General features: G+C 61.7%; 12 protein-coding genes. 6 read left to right on the top strand and 6 right to left on the bottom strand.

Features of this window, described 5'->3' with window-relative positions; translation table 11 throughout:
* Window positions 1–144 precede the first annotated feature (144 nt).
* Together cysK and CK486_RS05320 are read left to right on the top strand one after the other, a co-directional pair.
* Window positions 145–1,119 carry a cysteine synthase A gene (gene cysK / locus CK486_RS05325; protein WP_095939246.1) on the top strand — a complete coding sequence of 325 codons (975 nt, stop codon included), beginning with the start codon at window positions 145–147 and terminating at the stop codon, window positions 1,117–1,119.
* On the top strand, window positions 1,116–1,706 hold the full coding sequence (locus CK486_RS05320) for a tetratricopeptide repeat protein (RefSeq protein WP_095939245.1): 591 nt from the start codon (window positions 1,116–1,118) through the stop codon (window positions 1,704–1,706). Before cysK ends, CK486_RS05320 begins: the two co-directional genes overlap by 4 nt.
* Before the next feature lie 19 nt (window positions 1,707–1,725).
* Here the strand turns inward: CK486_RS05320 and CK486_RS05315 are convergent, their stop codons facing one another.
* The 3 genes from CK486_RS05315 to CK486_RS05305 form a co-directional block, all read right to left on the bottom strand.
* Entirely contained in the window at window positions 1,726–2,625 is a 900-nt protein-coding gene (locus CK486_RS05315) for a DMT family transporter (protein WP_095939244.1), read from the bottom strand.
* Window positions 2,626–2,712: 87 nt separating this feature from the next.
* A complete protein-coding gene (locus CK486_RS05310) occupies window positions 2,713–3,459 on the bottom strand; it encodes a TorF family putative porin (RefSeq protein ID WP_095939243.1) in 747 nt (248 codons plus the stop codon).
* 94 nt (window positions 3,460–3,553) lie between these two features.
* Window positions 3,554–5,320 (bottom strand): amidohydrolase, encoded by a 1,767-nt coding sequence (locus tag CK486_RS05305; protein ID WP_095939242.1) that lies wholly within the window; start codon window positions 5,318–5,320, stop codon window positions 3,554–3,556.
* A 105-nt stretch (window positions 5,321–5,425) separates the two neighbouring features.
* Between CK486_RS05305 and CK486_RS05300 the strand changes: the two genes are divergently transcribed.
* From CK486_RS05300 to CK486_RS18390, 3 genes are all read left to right on the top strand, one after another.
* Entirely contained in the window at window positions 5,426–6,340 is a 915-nt protein-coding gene (locus tag CK486_RS05300) for a LysR family transcriptional regulator (RefSeq protein WP_095939241.1), read from the top strand.
* A 253-nt stretch (window positions 6,341–6,593) separates the two neighbouring features.
* Window positions 6,594–8,327, top strand: coding sequence for a bifunctional isocitrate dehydrogenase kinase/phosphatase (gene aceK / locus CK486_RS05295; protein ID WP_095939240.1), 1,734 nt, complete (start codon window positions 6,594–6,596; stop codon window positions 8,325–8,327).
* 97 nt (window positions 8,328–8,424) lie between these two features.
* A complete protein-coding gene (locus CK486_RS18390) occupies window positions 8,425–8,565 on the top strand; it encodes a PA1414 family protein (RefSeq protein WP_305885194.1) in 141 nt (46 codons plus the stop codon).
* A 49-nt stretch (window positions 8,566–8,614) separates the two neighbouring features.
* On the opposite strand, the gene CK486_RS05290 is transcribed toward CK486_RS18390, so the two are convergent.
* Entirely contained in the window at window positions 8,615–10,045 is a 1,431-nt protein-coding gene (locus tag CK486_RS05290) for a hypothetical protein (protein ID WP_095939239.1), read from the bottom strand.
* Between the two features lie 2 nt (window positions 10,046–10,047).
* Window positions 10,048–12,090, bottom strand: coding sequence for a TonB-dependent receptor (locus CK486_RS05285; protein WP_095939238.1), 2,043 nt, complete (start codon window positions 12,088–12,090; stop codon window positions 10,048–10,050).
* Window positions 12,091–12,256: 166 nt separating this feature from the next.
* On the opposite strand from CK486_RS05285, the gene CK486_RS05280 reads away from it, so the two are divergent.
* On the top strand, window positions 12,257–12,853 hold the full coding sequence (locus tag CK486_RS05280) for a tRNA-uridine aminocarboxypropyltransferase (RefSeq protein WP_095939237.1): 597 nt from the start codon (window positions 12,257–12,259) through the stop codon (window positions 12,851–12,853).
* Here CK486_RS05280 and CK486_RS05275 read toward each other — a convergent pair.
* Window positions 12,850–14,208, bottom strand: coding sequence for an HlyD family type I secretion periplasmic adaptor subunit (locus tag CK486_RS05275; protein WP_095939236.1), 1,359 nt, complete (start codon window positions 14,206–14,208; stop codon window positions 12,850–12,852). The two genes, CK486_RS05280 and CK486_RS05275, sit on opposite strands and share 4 nt — an antisense overlap.

Raw genomic sequence — 14,208 nt, 5'->3', positions numbered from 1 at the left:
ACGCGCGGGCAAGGTGGCTGTGAACGCAGACGGGCCATTCAGTCACTGAATGGCGGGTCACCCAACTTGCGTTTGCCGGCTGGACTCGAATCGGCACGGGACTTAGGCTTGTGGTCTTTTCCGGCCTTTCGCAAGGAACTCGCCATGAGCCGCATTTTTGCCAACAACGCCGAGTCCATCGGCAACACCCCGCTGGTGCGCATCAACCGTCTGGGCCCGCAGGGCGTGACCATTCTGGCCAAGATCGAAGGCCGCAACCCGGGCTACTCGGTCAAATGCCGGATCGGCGCCAACCTGATCTGGGATGCTGAGCAGCGTGGCGCGCTCAAGCCGGGCATGACCATCGTCGAGCCGACTTCCGGCAACACCGGTATCGGCCTGGCCTTCGTGGCAGCTGCCAAAGGCTACAAGCTGGTACTGACCATGCCGGCCTCCATGAGTCTGGAGCGGCGCAAGGTGCTCAAGGCGCTGGGCGCCGAGCTGGTGCTGACCGAACCGGCCAAGGGCATGAAGGGCGCGATTGCCAAGGCCGAGGAAATCCTCGCCAGCGACCCGGCGCAGTACTTCATGCCGCAGCAGTTCGAAAACCCGGCCAACCCGGCGATTCACGAGAAGACCACCGGTCCGGAAATCTGGAACGACACCGACGGCGCCATCGACGTACTGGTGGCCGGGGTCGGCACTGGCGGCACCATTACCGGCGTTTCCCGCTATATCAAGAACGTGATGGGCAAAGCCATTACCTCGGTGGCGGTGGAACCGGTCGGCTCGCCGGTGATCAGCCAGACCCTGGCTGGCGATGAGGTCAAGCCCAGCCCGCACAAGATTCAGGGCATTGGCGCCGGCTTTGTGCCAAAGAACCTCGACCTGTCGATCGTCGATCGCGTGGTACAGGTGACTGACGACGAGTCCAAGGCGACTGCTCTGCGCCTGATGCAGGAAGAGGGCATCCTCTGCGGCATCTCCTGCGGTGCGGCCATGGCGGCGGCGCTGAAGCTGGCTGCTGAGCCTGCGATGCAGGGCAAGACCATTGTGGTGATCCTGCCGGATTCGGGCGAACGCTACCTGTCCAGCATGCTGTTTGACGGCCTGTTCAGCGAGCAGGAACTGCAGCAGTGACGTCAGCGTTTTCCCGTGGCGGCCTGCTCTTGGCGGGCCTGCTGTTCGGTACCCAGTTGCAGGCTTCGGCCACCGATGACTACCTCGGCGGACTCAAGGCGCTGGAGGGTGGTGATCGCGAGCAGGGTCTGTACCTGCTGGAGCAGGCGGCGATTGCCGGGCAGGTGGATGCGCAGTTTCGTCTGGGCGAGCTGCTTACTGGTCAGCACGGTGAGCGCTGGCTGCGGGCCGCGGTGCGCCAGGGTTCGCGTCCGGCGGCGGTGAGCCTGGCCCAGCGCTATTACGACAATGCCCGTTACCGCCGCGCCGCGCAGTGCTGGCTGCACGCGGCGCAGCAGGGCAGCAGCGAGGCGCAGGCGCGGCTCGGTGCCCTGCAGGTGGTGGGTTACGGTCTGCCCAAGGATAAGGTGCAGGCCTACGCCTGGCTCAATCTGGCGGCCAGCGAGGGCGATGCCGAGGTGGTCGGGCTGCGGGACAAACTGGCCGAGCAGTTGACGGCGGTGCAGCGCGATGCCGGCGAGGCGCTGTCCCGTGACCTCACCCAGCACCCGCCGGTGCTGCCGGGCGAACCGCCATGCGGCGAGTGATCTGCTCGGCGGCTGAGGGTCAGGCCGGCTCGCCGCTGGTCACCTGCGGCCGCAGCACCAGATACAGCGCCACCAGGATCAGTGCGCCGCCGTACAGATAAGCCCAGGACAGCGGCTCATCGAGCAGCAACACGCCCCACAACACGCCGAATGGCGGGATCAGGAAGGTCACCGCCATGGCTTTCAGCGGGCCGGCGCGGCTCAGCAGCTGGAAGTACAGGACATAGGCGAACGCCGTGCAGAGCAGGCCCAGGCCGAGCAGGGCCAGCCATTCGCGGCTGCCGCCCCAGCTGGCTGGTGGCTGGCTCCACAGCGACCAGAGGAAGATCGGCGTGAGCAACAGGCAGGCGCCGAGCATGCTGCCCAGAGAGGCCAGCCGACTGTCCAGCCCGCCCTGCTGATCCAGCCAGCGTCGGGCCAGGTAACCGGCAAAGCCGTAGCAGGTGGTGGCGCCGAGGCAGGCGAGGGCGCCCCAGAGCAGTTCCAGATTGAAGGCCAGTGGCCCGGTGCGGGTCAGCAGGGCGACGCCGAACAAGCCAAGAAATACCCCGATGCCCTTGCCCAGGGTCAGCCCTTCGCGAAAGAACAGGGCGCCGATCAGCACGCCCATCAGCGGCGTGGTGGCGTTGAAGATGGCCGAGTAGCCGGCCGGCAGCACCAGGGCGGCGAAGGTGTAGCAGGTGGCGGGAATCCCTGAATTGATCAGGCCGAGCGCCAGGGTGGCGCGCAGCTTGCCGCGAAAGTCCAGCGGCACGCGCAGCACCAGAAGCAGGGCGAACAGGCCGAGTGCCGCCAGGGACACCCGGAAGAAGGCGGTGGGGATGGCCCCCAGCACCGGCGCGGCGATGCGCATGAAGAGAAAGCTGGCACCCCAGATGGCGGCAAGGCTGATGAGGCGCAGCAGATCGGCGGGTTGCATGGGGCGCGTCCTGAAATGAGGCGCTCAGCTTACGCCGCCGTTGCGGCGGCGCAATCGACAACTGGCCGTCAATCTACCGTTACAGTTTCAGAAAGATTTACTGACACTTGCCACCGCCCCGGCCGAGCACAGGTCGTCGTAGCCGGAAAAGCTGGCGCACTGGGCATCGGACAGGTCGGTGTCGACATAGCTCAGGCTCCAGGTGGCGCCGAGCATGTCGCGGGTCAGTTTGACCTCCCAGTTGTTGTACTTCTCTTCACCTTTGGTCCAGTCAGCGTTCCAGAACACCTCGTCCTTGTAGTCGACCTGTTCAGCACGCAGCTCCAGACCGATCTCCAGCGGCAGCTGAGTGCGGTATCCCAGGTACTGCGTGACGGCGGTATTGTCGGTGTCGTGGGAGTGCTTGCCACCGATGAAGAAGCCATAGGCCTCAAGGGTCAGGTAGATATCGGCGCCGTTGAACTGGCTTTCGCCGGGGTAGGTGTACTTGTTGTAGTAGGTGTCCAGACTGATGTCGTCGCTCAGTTGCCAGTAGTAGCCGGCGTAATAGTCGACCTCCTGGCGGGTGCCGTAGTCATCGTCCTTCTCCCAGTCGTAGCCGAACTCGACGTTGCTGGTCCACACCCCGGCATACAGGCCGCTGGCGTGGCTGAGCATCATGTCGAGTTGCGCGGCGGGATCACCGAGGGTCTGCGAGATGCCGCTGCTGCGGTAGTCGCTGACCAGGGCCGGGGTAATGGCCAGGTTCAGTGAATCGCTGAGTTCGACAGCCTGCGCCAGCTGGCTGGTGGTGAGTGCGGCGAACGCCAGGATGAGTGGTTTGCATGCGTGCATGGTTGAGCCCTGTTGTGGTTGTTGTATGGCGGCAGATACAGGGCCGCAGCCGACCACTGCGCATAGTGCGCAGGGCGGTGCGGCAATGACGGCGTTATTGCGCTTGGGCGACGCTGTTGTCGGTCGGGGCCTGGTACACCGGTTTGCCGGCGAAGTAGGTGGTCACGACCTGGGTGTCGAACAGTTCGGCATCACTGACCGTGAATACATCGCGATCCAGCACGATCAGGTCGGCCTGCTTGCCCGGGGCGATGGAGCCGATGCGCTGCTCCAGACGCAGAGCCTTGGCGGCGTTGAGGGTGTAGGCCTGGAACATGCTCTGGCGGTCGATGCTCTCGGCGGCATTGAGCACGCCCAGAGGTCCCTTGCGGGTGCTGGCCTGGGCGATGGCGTTCCACGGGTTGGGGCTGGACACCGGCCAGTCGCTGGCCCCGGCGATGGTCGCGCCGGCCTTGTTCAGCGAGCGGGCCGGGTATTGATACTGATAGGCCATGGCGCTGACATAGGGTTTGACCAGTTCCTCGGTGTAGGTCTCGGCGGTGGCCCAGAGCAGCTGCATGGAGGCGATCACCCCCAGCTCCCTGAAGCGCGGAAACTCCTTGGGATTGACCGTTTGCAGGTGGCTGATGCTGTGCGGTACCGGCGCCGGCGAGAGCTGGCGGGCTTTGGCCACGGCGTTGAGCCCCTCGCGCACGGCCCGGTCGCCCACGGCGTGCATGTGTACGATCCAGCCGCGCTGCTCGGCCGCTTCCACCAGTTTGGGGAAGGTGGCGGGGTCGATCAGCAACTGGCCGCGCTTGAGGCTGTTCTTGAACGGATCGAGCATGGCGGCGGTCTGGCCGGGGAACTCCATGATGCCGTCGAGGAAAATCTTGATGCCGGGGAAGGTCAGGTTCGGCACGTTGGCGAACTGCTGCATCACCTTGGCCTGTACCTCCAGGTCTTTCGGCAGGCTTTGTGGATGCGCCAGCAGCAGGGCCGCGACATGGGCGCTCAGTTCACCCTTCTCGGACAGGCTCCGGTACAGCGGCAGGACTCCCAGGTCCTGCTCGGTGGGGCGCATCTCGAACAGCGAGGCGCCGACTCCGCCGTTGGCGGCGGCATCCATCCAGGCGGTCACACCCACCGAGTTGTTGACTGCTACCGCCTTGCGCGCTGCCTGCAGCATCAGCTCATCGTCCGGAGCCGGCAGCTGGCTGCGCACCAAATCCCAGGCCGTTTCGGCCAGGTAGCCGTTGGGCGTGAAGTCGGCGCTGTGGCCGATGAAACTGCGTTCCTTCTCCGGCTGCGCCCTGACCATGGCGGCGTCGATGCCGACCCGCTTGAGCATTGCGTTGTTGGCCCAGCCGGTGTGGCCGTCGATGCCGCTGAGTACCACCGGTACGTCCTGCCAGCGGCCCTGATTGAAGCGCTGACCGAGGCCTTCTGCCTGTTCCCAGTAGGAGGAGTTCATGCCGCTGACCAGTACCACGCCCTGATGTTTGGCGCGGCCGGCTTTCTCTTCCTCGATCAGCCATTGCTCGAACTGCTCCAGCGGCAGCAGTTCGTCGTAGAGGTTGGCGCCCAGGCTGTCGAGGGCGGCCATGACCGGGTGGCTGTGGGTGTCGATCATGCCCGGCATCAGCACCTTGCCGCCGAGGTTGATGCGCTGCGTACCGGCGTCGGCCAGTGCCTCCATCTCGCTGTTGCTGCCGACCTTGAGGATCTTGCCATCCTCGATGGCGACTGCCTGCTGCAGGGCCTGGCCCGGTTCGGCGGTGTAGACCTTGGCGTGGGTGATGATCAGGTCGGCAGCGGCCATGCTTTCCGTTGAGGCACAAGCGATGGTCAGGCCAAGAAGAGTGGGAAGAACCCGGTGCATGTTGTAATCCTTGTTTTTGTTAGGCTTGGCCGCAGACTAAGGAAATGTTTCGATCTGCCGAAAGCGGACTTCTGGCATAACTTTTATTCCTGTTGGGACTAAATCGTGGACAAGTACAGTGCGCTGACCACTCTGGTGTGCGTGGTAGAGCAGAACAGCTTCAGTCGGGCCGCCGAGCAGTTGGGCAAGACTCCTTCGGCCGTGGCCAAGACCATTGCGGCGCTGGAGGCTGAATTGGGGGCGCGACTGTTCGAACGCAGCACGCGGCGCATTCAGTTGACCGAAGCCGGCCGCCTGTATGCTCAAGCTGTCCGTGAGGCGCTGGCCTGCCTTGGGCAGGCCAGCGAGGCGATTGGTCAGTTGCAGCGCAAACTGCATGGAGAACTGCGTATCGCCGCGCCGCTGGCCTTCGGTGCGGCCTTCCTAGGCGAGGTGTGTGCACGCTTCGCCCTGGATCATCCGCAGCTGCGCCTGCAGGTGGATTTGAGCGACGACGATCAGTCCATTCTCGGCAGCGGGCACGACCTGATCTTGCATGAGGGTGCCTGTGATCTGCCGGGCTTGATTGCCAGGCCGATCGGCCGCAATGAGATCGTGCTGGCTGCCAGTCCGACCTATCTGGCGCGCCAGCCGCTGGAAGTGCGGCTGGACAACCTGCTTGAGCACGACTGGTTGCTGTACTGGCATCCGGCCCTCAATCGGCATATCTGGCAGCTGCGCCGCGGTGAGGAGGTGCGGCGCCTGGAGTTGCCGGTCGGGCGGCTGCTCAGCGGCAACTATGATCTGCTGCTGAACAGTGCTCTTGCTGGGCTGGGTATTCTGCATGCGCCGCTGTGGAGCGTGGCGCCCTACCTGGCTGATGGCCGGCTGGTGCGGTTGCTGCCGGACTGGTCGGTGGACCCGGACGCTTTCGGCGCGCATATCCTGGCCGTGTATCCCAGCCACAGGCGCCACGCGCATAAGGTCCAGGTGTTTATCCATTACCTGGAGCAGTACCTGCGCGAACAGCACCTGGCTTGAGCGGCGCGCTCGTGGTGGCGGGTGGCTGCAACAATCCGTTCGTCGCGCTTTCCCTGAAGCGGCGCACTGGCTAAGCTCGGGCTTTCGCTCTAACAGGCTGTTGAAAAGCGTTTGCGAGGAAGGCTGGCCTAGGCAAAAGCAGCCGATAAAGCGCAATTTACGTGCTGTAAATGAGCATTTTGAGGCTGTTTTTAACAACGGCCGGACAACGCAGGTAGTTTTTCAACGGCCTGCCAACCACAGAGGCAGTTCTATGGTCCAGCAACAGGCGGCGGCCGCTATCGCTCAGGCGATACTCGATGGCTTCGATGATTACCGTGAGCATTTCCGGCAGATCACCAACGGTGGCCGGCGTCGCTTCGAGCAGGCGCAGTGGCAGGAAATTCAGCAGGCTTCGGCTGAGCGGATCAACCTCTACGAGGAAAAGGTCAGCGAGGTGATCGAGACGCTTCATCAGCGTTTTATCAACGGTGATTTGCAGGACATCGAACGTTGGCCGCTGATCAAGTTCGCTTACATCGGTTTGATCGACAGCCGCTTCGACGATGAGTTGGCCGAGACCTGGTACAACTCGATCTTCTGCGGTCTGTTCAATCATGACCAGATCAGCGACGGCTGCATGTTCATCCACACCACCCGTCCGGCGTTGCGCCTCAACGAGCGGGCGCCGCAGGTGCGCAGCTATCACCCGCGTGGTGATTTGGAACGGGCCATGGCGGAGATCTTCGACGACTACAAGTTCGAGGTGCCGTACGAGAACCGCGAGCGTGATGAGAAACACCTGCTCACCCAGCTGCGGCAGAATCTGCCGGACTGGGTGTGCAAGGATCCGGAACTGTGCATCGAGCTGTTCAGCTCGCGCCTGTATCGCAACAAGGGTGCCTATCTGGTCGGACGCATTTATACCCGCGACGAACAGTGGCCACTGGTGCTGCCGTTTCTCCACCGCGAAGGGCAGGGCATCAGCGTCGATGCTCTGATCACCGATGAATCGGAAGTGTCGATCATCTTCTCCTTCACCCGTTCCTACTTCATGGTGCGGGTCGGCTATCCGGCCGAGTTCATCGGTTTCCTGCGCAAGATCCTGCCGGGCAAGCACATCGCCGAGCTGTACACCTCGATCGGTTTCTACAAGCACGGCAAGTCGGAGTTCTACCGGGCGCTGATCAGCCACCTGGCCAACTCGGATGACCGCTTCATCATGGCGCCCGGTGTGCGCGGCATGGTCATGAGCGTGTTCACCCTGCCGGGCTTCAATACCGTGTTCAAGATCATCAAGGACCGCTTCTCGCCGTCGAAGAACGTAGATCGGGCCACGGTGGTGGAGAAGTACCGCCTGGTGAAAAGCGTCGACCGGGTCGGGCGCATGGCCGATACCCAGGAGTTCTCCGACTTCCGCTTCCCGCTGTCGAAGTTCGATCCCGAGTGTCTGGTCGAACTGCTGGAAGTGGCTCCCTCGACCGTGCAGGTGCAGGGCGACATGGTGCTGGTACGGCACTGCTGGACCGAGCGCCGCATGACTCCGCTGAACATCTACCTGGAGCAGGCCAACGAGGCTCAGGTGCGTGATGCGTTGGATGATTATGGTCTGGCCATCAAGCAACTGGCGGCGGCCAATATCTTCCCCGGCGACATGCTGCTGAAGAATTTCGGCGTCACCCGTCATGGCCGCGTGGTGTTCTACGACTACGACGAGATCAGCTACCTGACCGAGGTGAACTTCCGGCGTATCCCGCCACCGCGTTACCCGGAGGACGAAATGTCCAGCGAGCCCTGGTACTCGGTCGGCCCCAATGACGTGTTCCCCGAGGAGTTCCCGACCTTCCTCTTTGCCGATATCAAACACCGCAAGCTGTTCAACCAGCTGCATGGTGATCTGTACAAGGCCGAGTACTGGCAGGGGCTGCAGGAGCAGATTCGCGAGGGCAAGGTGATCGACGTATTCCCGTATCGCCGGCAGCGGTCTCCTGCCGAGTTAATGGAATGAAATGATTTGCGTCAGGCTATGGCCGGCGTAATCGGCTAAGCTTGAATTGTCCGCTGGAAAAGCGGTTTCGGTAGCGCTCTTGGCAGGAGGTAGCAGTATGAAAGCCAGGTTGCACAGCATGTTTCAAGCATGGCTCCAGATGCTGGGGCTGGTCGATGCGCCTCGCCTTGAGCCTGTCAGGGTCATGACGGCCGAAGAGCTGCGACGGCGACAACTGCAGCAGCGTCAACGGCGCTAAAACAAAAGCCCCTGGTGAGAACCAGGGGCTTTTGCGTTAAGAGCCTGAGTCAGCGGCGACTTTGCCGATAAAGCCACAGGCCGCCCGCTACCAGCAGCAGATGGGCGAGGGCTGCCAGTGTCAGCAGCACGTCTTTGCCAGTTTTGCTCCAGTCATTCAGAAATGCCCACTTGTGCAGGTAGGCGAAGGAAAAACCTTCCAGTCTGTCAGGCTGGGTAATGTGCGCACTGAGCGCTCCATCCAGTGGGTCGATGTACAGGCTGCTCCGCTGGTCGTCGGCATAGTGCGCTTTGAGCACCGGTAAGCGCTTCATGACAAAGCCATACTCATGATCAAACTGCGTTTGCAGAGTGATCGTCTTTGGTTCTGCGAGCCCCAATTGCCGGGCGTAGTGAGCGAAGCGCTGTTCGGCATAGCGCAGAGGTGCAATGTCGTCGAGTGGTTGTCCCAGAGCATCTACGTAGCGCAGCGTGGGTAGCTTGCCGAATCGCTGACCTTGCAGGCGCCAGATCGGTTTACCGTCGAGCTGCAGCAGGCTGACACGCTGTAGCGTTTCATGGGCTTCCAGCCAGCTTCCATTTGGCGCGGTGGTCAGTGCGCTGACATCCAGCGCCGGTGTGAAACCAGCGGGCGCAGGCTGGGCAGTGTGCTTGTGCAACACATGCCAACAGGCGCTGCTGGCAAAACCCAGGCTCAGAATCGCCAGACCAACTCCGCCAATGCCGTGGAGGCGGCGCAGGGTTGTTCGAGCCTGACGCCTCGCGACGAACAGGCTGATGCCCATCAGCACCGTGAGCAGGACTGCCGCGAGCAGAAGCAACATCAGTAGCGGCCTGAAGCTCCCCGTGCCGTCCAGCCAGGCAAAACTGTGCAGGTTGAGAAAGGCGCTGCTGAACAGTGCCTTGCGATCATCAACCAGCGTGCCCAGACGATCCTGAAACAGGTCCACATAGACGCGCAGACCATCGTCACGTGCCGTATTGACTTGCACCACGGGAAGCAGCCGGTTGATGTAGGCGTATTCAGCCCCGAACTGGTTGAGGGTGATGCCGGCCTTGAGTGCTTCTGTGCTGCCCAGAAAATGAGCCGCCAGTTGCTCGGCATGACGCTCCGAGAGGTCGGCGGCAGCACCGCTGCGGGCGTTCCAGTAACGGGGTGTCAGTTGCCCGGCTAAGCGCACCTGATACCAGGCTTCACCGTCCAGAACGATCAGACGCAGCGCTTGTACCTGGGCAATCCCTGCGGCTTGCAGAACATCACGAGGAGCCTGCAGGCCCTCAAGGAGCTGTGGTGTCTGTGGCGGCATTGGTGTTGCCGGCTGTGGCTGTAGTGCTGTCATCAGCGGATGCAGCATGCCCGACAGCGCCCAGCTAAGTACGCCGATGCTGGCCACAAGGGCCAGTCGTCGGTGCCAGGGAAGCAGTCGCAGCAGTCGCTGATGCCAGCCGCTGGATTTTCGCAACGGCTGAGTCTGACTCATATTCACATCCGCCACTCGATTCCGGCGAAGAGGCTGCGGCCATCACCTGGCATGAACTGAGCGCTGTCTTGCCCATTGGCATCCGCGATCACGCCGGTGGTGGCAATGTAGGTCTTATCCGAAAGATTGCGGCCTTCGATGAAGAAGCCCAATCCTTCACTCGGACGGTAGCCGCCTTTCAGGCCCCAGATGGCATAGCCTTCGGCGTACAGCGTTTCGGCGTGATCGACGGCGTAGTGCACCGGAACCCACTCGGCGGTCGGGCCGGCATACCAGCCATCCTGCTCCCACAGAACCTCGCCTTTGAGGAACTGGCTCGGCATACCGGCCAGTGCGTTGTCGCCATAGGTGTCATCGTTAACGAAGCGGAAGTCGTTGTAGAGGTACTGTCCGCGGGCGACAAAGCTACCCACATGCAACTCTCCACCCAGCTCAATGCCCTGGTGCAGGGTACGGTCAGCGTTGATTGTGCCCAGCGGTTGCCCGTTGGCATCGTTGAGCGAAAGCAGTTCGTCGCGCACTTCGCTGCGGTACACAGCCAGATCCAGTGCATAGTCTGGCTGACTCCAGCGCAGGCCTGCTTCGAGGGTGTTGGCGCGTTGCTCCTCATTGACGTTGGTGATTTGAGCGCCGGACAGTTCGGAGAAGGTTGGCGGCTCCATGCTCTGGCTGAGGTTGGTGTAAAGCTGCAGACCCTCTGCCAGATCATGACGCAGGCCGATGCGGCCGATATGGCCCTGGTAGGTTTCGTTGAAGGATTCATTCTGCGGCAGGCAGAAGCCTGATACGAAGGCATTGCAGCGCAGACGGTCATCCTGATCACGATCCTGATGCAGCCAGGCGGCGCCGGCGATCAGCGCCCAGCGCTCGGCCAACGGAATCTCCAGCTCGCCAAAGGCATTCAGATTACGCGCAGTCTGGTGCAGTTCGTTGACTTTACGGCCGGAGTGTCCCGACACATTCTGATAGCGCGAGTCCCAGTTACGGCCCTGGCTGGCCTCTACGCCACCGGTCCAGCGCCAGCCAGCAGCGTCCTGCCAGTGGTGAGCCAACCGGGTGCCGTAGTCTTCGCTGTCGATATCCAGCACCTGGAAGATGGGGTGAAACAGGTGCTTCTCGCGGTAGTAGGTCGACAGTTCCAGGCTATGGCCGTTGTCCAGCTCCAGCGTGGTGATATTGCCCACGCGGTTGAGGGTGTAGTCACGCTTCTGGTCGCCCGTGATGCTGCTGGCACTGGCTTGCTCAGGGTCTTCCCGCAGCTGTGCCTTGGTCAGGCTGCCTGGCAGCTCCGAATCGGTTTCCACATGGCTGACATAGAAGCGTGTGCTGAGGCGCTCATTGAGGCGGCCACCAATATTGGCGAAGTAGCGTTGATTGTCCTGATCCGCATGGTCGCGGAAACCGTCTTGCTGATAGGTGGAGGCGGCGACGTAGCCATCCCAGTTGCCAAAGTCCTCAGCCGCTGAGCCGAACAGGCGTTGGTAGCCATCACTGCCGGCCTCGCTGCGCAGGATCACGCCGGGCGACGTTTTGCCGGTGGGGCTGCGGAAATTGATCGCGCCTCCCAGGTTGGTGGCGCCGTACTGCCAGGCGTTGGCGCCGCGCAGTACTTCGATGTAGTCCATTGCCAGTGGCTCGATGTCCTGGAAGTCGAAACTGCCATCGGCATAGTTGATCGGCGCGCCATCCTGAAGCAGCAGCAAACCGCGACCATGGAAGGTGCGCTGAAGGCCTGAGCCACGGATCGACAGGCGAGCCTCCTCTGCGCCAAAGCGGGGTTGGATGTAAACCCCAGTCGCCATGCCCAGAACGTCTTTCAGGTTGCTGCTGCGGCCGTTCTTGTAGGTTTCGCTGTCGACTGTGCTCACAGCACCGGGAACCTTATCCAGTTCGGCGCGGCGTTCGCTCAGCGAAGGTGCGGTTGGATCATTGCTGGGCGTATCACTGACCCGAATCTGTTCAAGCTCTACGGTGCTGGCATGGGCGCTGAATGCGCAGGCGAGACTAGCGGCGAGCAAGCTGCGACGGAAATGAACGGAAGGCATGGGATTTCCTTGGCGAAACGTTAAACGGATCGATTTTTATTAAGTGGTGAACTTTAGGTGCCGCAGCGCCTGCGTCGCAGATGACCCATGGCCGCGCGACAGAAGGGCGCGCGACAAGTTGCCGTAGGTTGGCTGTGGCACAATGCCGGCTTGCCGGAGAGTTCTGATGTCGCGCCCCCGTTGTGCTGCCTGCTGCCGCCCCTTGAGTCATTGCCTGTGCCCGCTGATTCCCAGCCTGCCCAGTCGCACGCGTTTGTTGCTGTTGCAGCATGAGAGAGAAGCAGTCCATGCCCTGAACACGGCGCGACTGGCTGCTCTGGGCTTGCAACAGGCCCGCTTGGAAGTTGGTGAGCAGTTCGCCGAGCTGGACAGTTGGCTGGCAGAGCCCGATGTCGAACCGGTGCTGCTGTTCCCGGGGGAGGATGCCCTGCCGATTGGTGAGTGGCGTGCGGGGCAGGGCAGGCAGACGCTGCTGGTGGTTCCCGATGGAACCTGGCGCAAGGCGCGCAAGTTATTGCATGTCAATCCGCAGTTGGCCAGGCTGCCGCGGGTGCGCCTGCCAGAGGGCTTGGAGTCGCGCTACCGGCTGCGCAAAGCGCCGATGGCGGGAGCCTTGTCGACGCTTGAAGCAATTGTTGAAGTGCTCAATTGCTGGGAAGCACCAGCCGATTTCAGTGCACTGTTGCGACCGTTCGAGGCGCTGATTGAGGGACAGATTGCGGCGATGGGAGAAGAGACCTACCGGCGCAATCACGATGGCTAGCGTTCGCGCAGTGCTTCAGCACGTGCCTTCAAAACGGGTTTGAGCAGGTAGTCGAGCACGCTCTTCTGTCCGGTGATGATATCCACCGTCGCGATCATGCCGGGGATGATCAACAGTGGTTTTTCATCGCTGCCCAGGTGGCTTTTATCGGTGCGCACCTGGATCAGGTAGAAACTGTTGCCTTCCTCGTCGGTGATGGTGTCTGCACTGATCACTTCCAGCTTGGCCTTGAGTCCACCGTAGATGGTGTAGTCGTAAGCGCTGAACTTGACCATGGCTTTCTGCCCGGGATGAAGGAAGGCGACATCCTTTGGGCGCACCTTGGCTTCGATCAGCAGGCTGTCTTCCAGAGGCACGATTTCCACCAGATCACTGCCGGGCTGCACCACGCCGCCAATGGTGTTGACTTTGAGCAGTTTGATGATGCCGTGTACGGGCGATACCACAGTGGTACGACTGACACGATCCTCGATGGCGACACTGGTGGCGGTGATTTTCTGCAGCTCAGTCCTGGCTTGATTGAGTTCCTTCAGTGCATCTTCTCGAAAAGCCAGTTCGACACTCTGCATTTTGCTCTTTATCTCGTCGATGGCCGCTTCTGCACGAGGGATGGCCAGAGTGGTGGCGTCCAGTGAGCCGCGTACTTCCACTGCGCTACGGCGCAGACGGAGAATTTCCACCGGGGAGATGGCGCCAGTCTGCACCAGCGGCTGCGACATGTTCAGCTCCTGCTGGATCAGACCGAGGCTGGAACGGTATTGCGCTGCCTTGGAGCGGAATTCAGCCAGTTCCTGGTTTTTTTGTCGTAGTTGTTCGTCCAGTGTCTTGATGTCGCTGGAAAGGCGTTGCTGGCGTGAGCGGTAGAGTGCCAGTTCATCTTCGACCAGTTGCGGGGCCTGCTGGGATACTTCTTCAGGCAGCTCTATTGGACGGTCTTCAGCTTCTGCGGACAGCCGTTCAACGCGGGTAATCAGAGCCAGGCGGTCTGCTTCGGTTTCGCCCTGGTTGGAAATGAATCGGGTGTCGTCCAGTCGCAGGAGAGTATCTCCCTTGTTTACCACTTGGCCTTCACGGATGAAGATTTCGGCGACGATACCGCCTTCTAGGTTTTGAATCGTCTGCACCTTGCTCGATGGAATCGCTTTACCCTCTCCAGTGGTGACTTCGTCCAATACAGCAAACTTGGCCCACAGCAGAGCGATCAGGAGCAGAGCGCAGACTACCCATACGGTGATTCGAGCCGCCCAGGGACTGTCCTCGAGAATGGTGCCCTCGACTTCGGGCATGAACTCGGTGTCCCTTTTGGCTTGCAGCATGCGCTCGCGATAGCCGATCTCGTCTTGCTTCTTGGGCAT

This window comes from Pseudomonas sp. HAR-UPW-AIA-41, from assembly GCF_002304225.1.
GTDB lineage: Bacteria > Pseudomonadota > Gammaproteobacteria > Pseudomonadales > Pseudomonadaceae > Aquipseudomonas.
Note: the sequence above shows the minus strand (reverse complement) of the source record. Positions and strands in the feature narration are given on the sequence as shown.

Excerpts from the sequence above, each read along its gene's own strand:
- CK486_RS05275 (WP_095939236.1), bottom strand. The coding sequence starts at position 14,208 with ATGCCCAAGAAGCAAGACGAGATCGGCTATCGCGAGCGCATGCTGCAA.
- aceK (WP_095939240.1), top strand. The coding sequence starts at position 6,594 with ATGGTCCAGCAACAGGCGGCGGCCGCTATCGCTCAGGCGATACTCGAT.
- CK486_RS18390 (WP_305885194.1), top strand. The coding sequence starts at position 8,425 with ATGAAAGCCAGGTTGCACAGCATGTTTCAAGCATGGCTCCAGATGCTG.
- CK486_RS05315 (WP_095939244.1), bottom strand. The coding sequence starts at position 2,625 with ATGCAACCCGCCGATCTGCTGCGCCTCATCAGCCTTGCCGCCATCTGG.
- CK486_RS05280 (WP_095939237.1), top strand. The coding sequence starts at position 12,257 with ATGTCGCGCCCCCGTTGTGCTGCCTGCTGCCGCCCCTTGAGTCATTGC.
- CK486_RS05285 (WP_095939238.1), bottom strand. The coding sequence starts at position 12,090 with ATGCCTTCCGTTCATTTCCGTCGCAGCTTGCTCGCCGCTAGTCTCGCC.
- CK486_RS05305 (WP_095939242.1), bottom strand. The coding sequence starts at position 5,320 with ATGCACCGGGTTCTTCCCACTCTTCTTGGCCTGACCATCGCTTGTGCC.
- cysK (WP_095939246.1), top strand. The coding sequence starts at position 145 with ATGAGCCGCATTTTTGCCAACAACGCCGAGTCCATCGGCAACACCCCG.
- CK486_RS05290 (WP_095939239.1), bottom strand. The coding sequence starts at position 10,045 with ATGAGTCAGACTCAGCCGTTGCGAAAATCCAGCGGCTGGCATCAGCGA.
- CK486_RS05310 (WP_095939243.1), bottom strand. The coding sequence starts at position 3,459 with ATGCACGCATGCAAACCACTCATCCTGGCGTTCGCCGCACTCACCACC.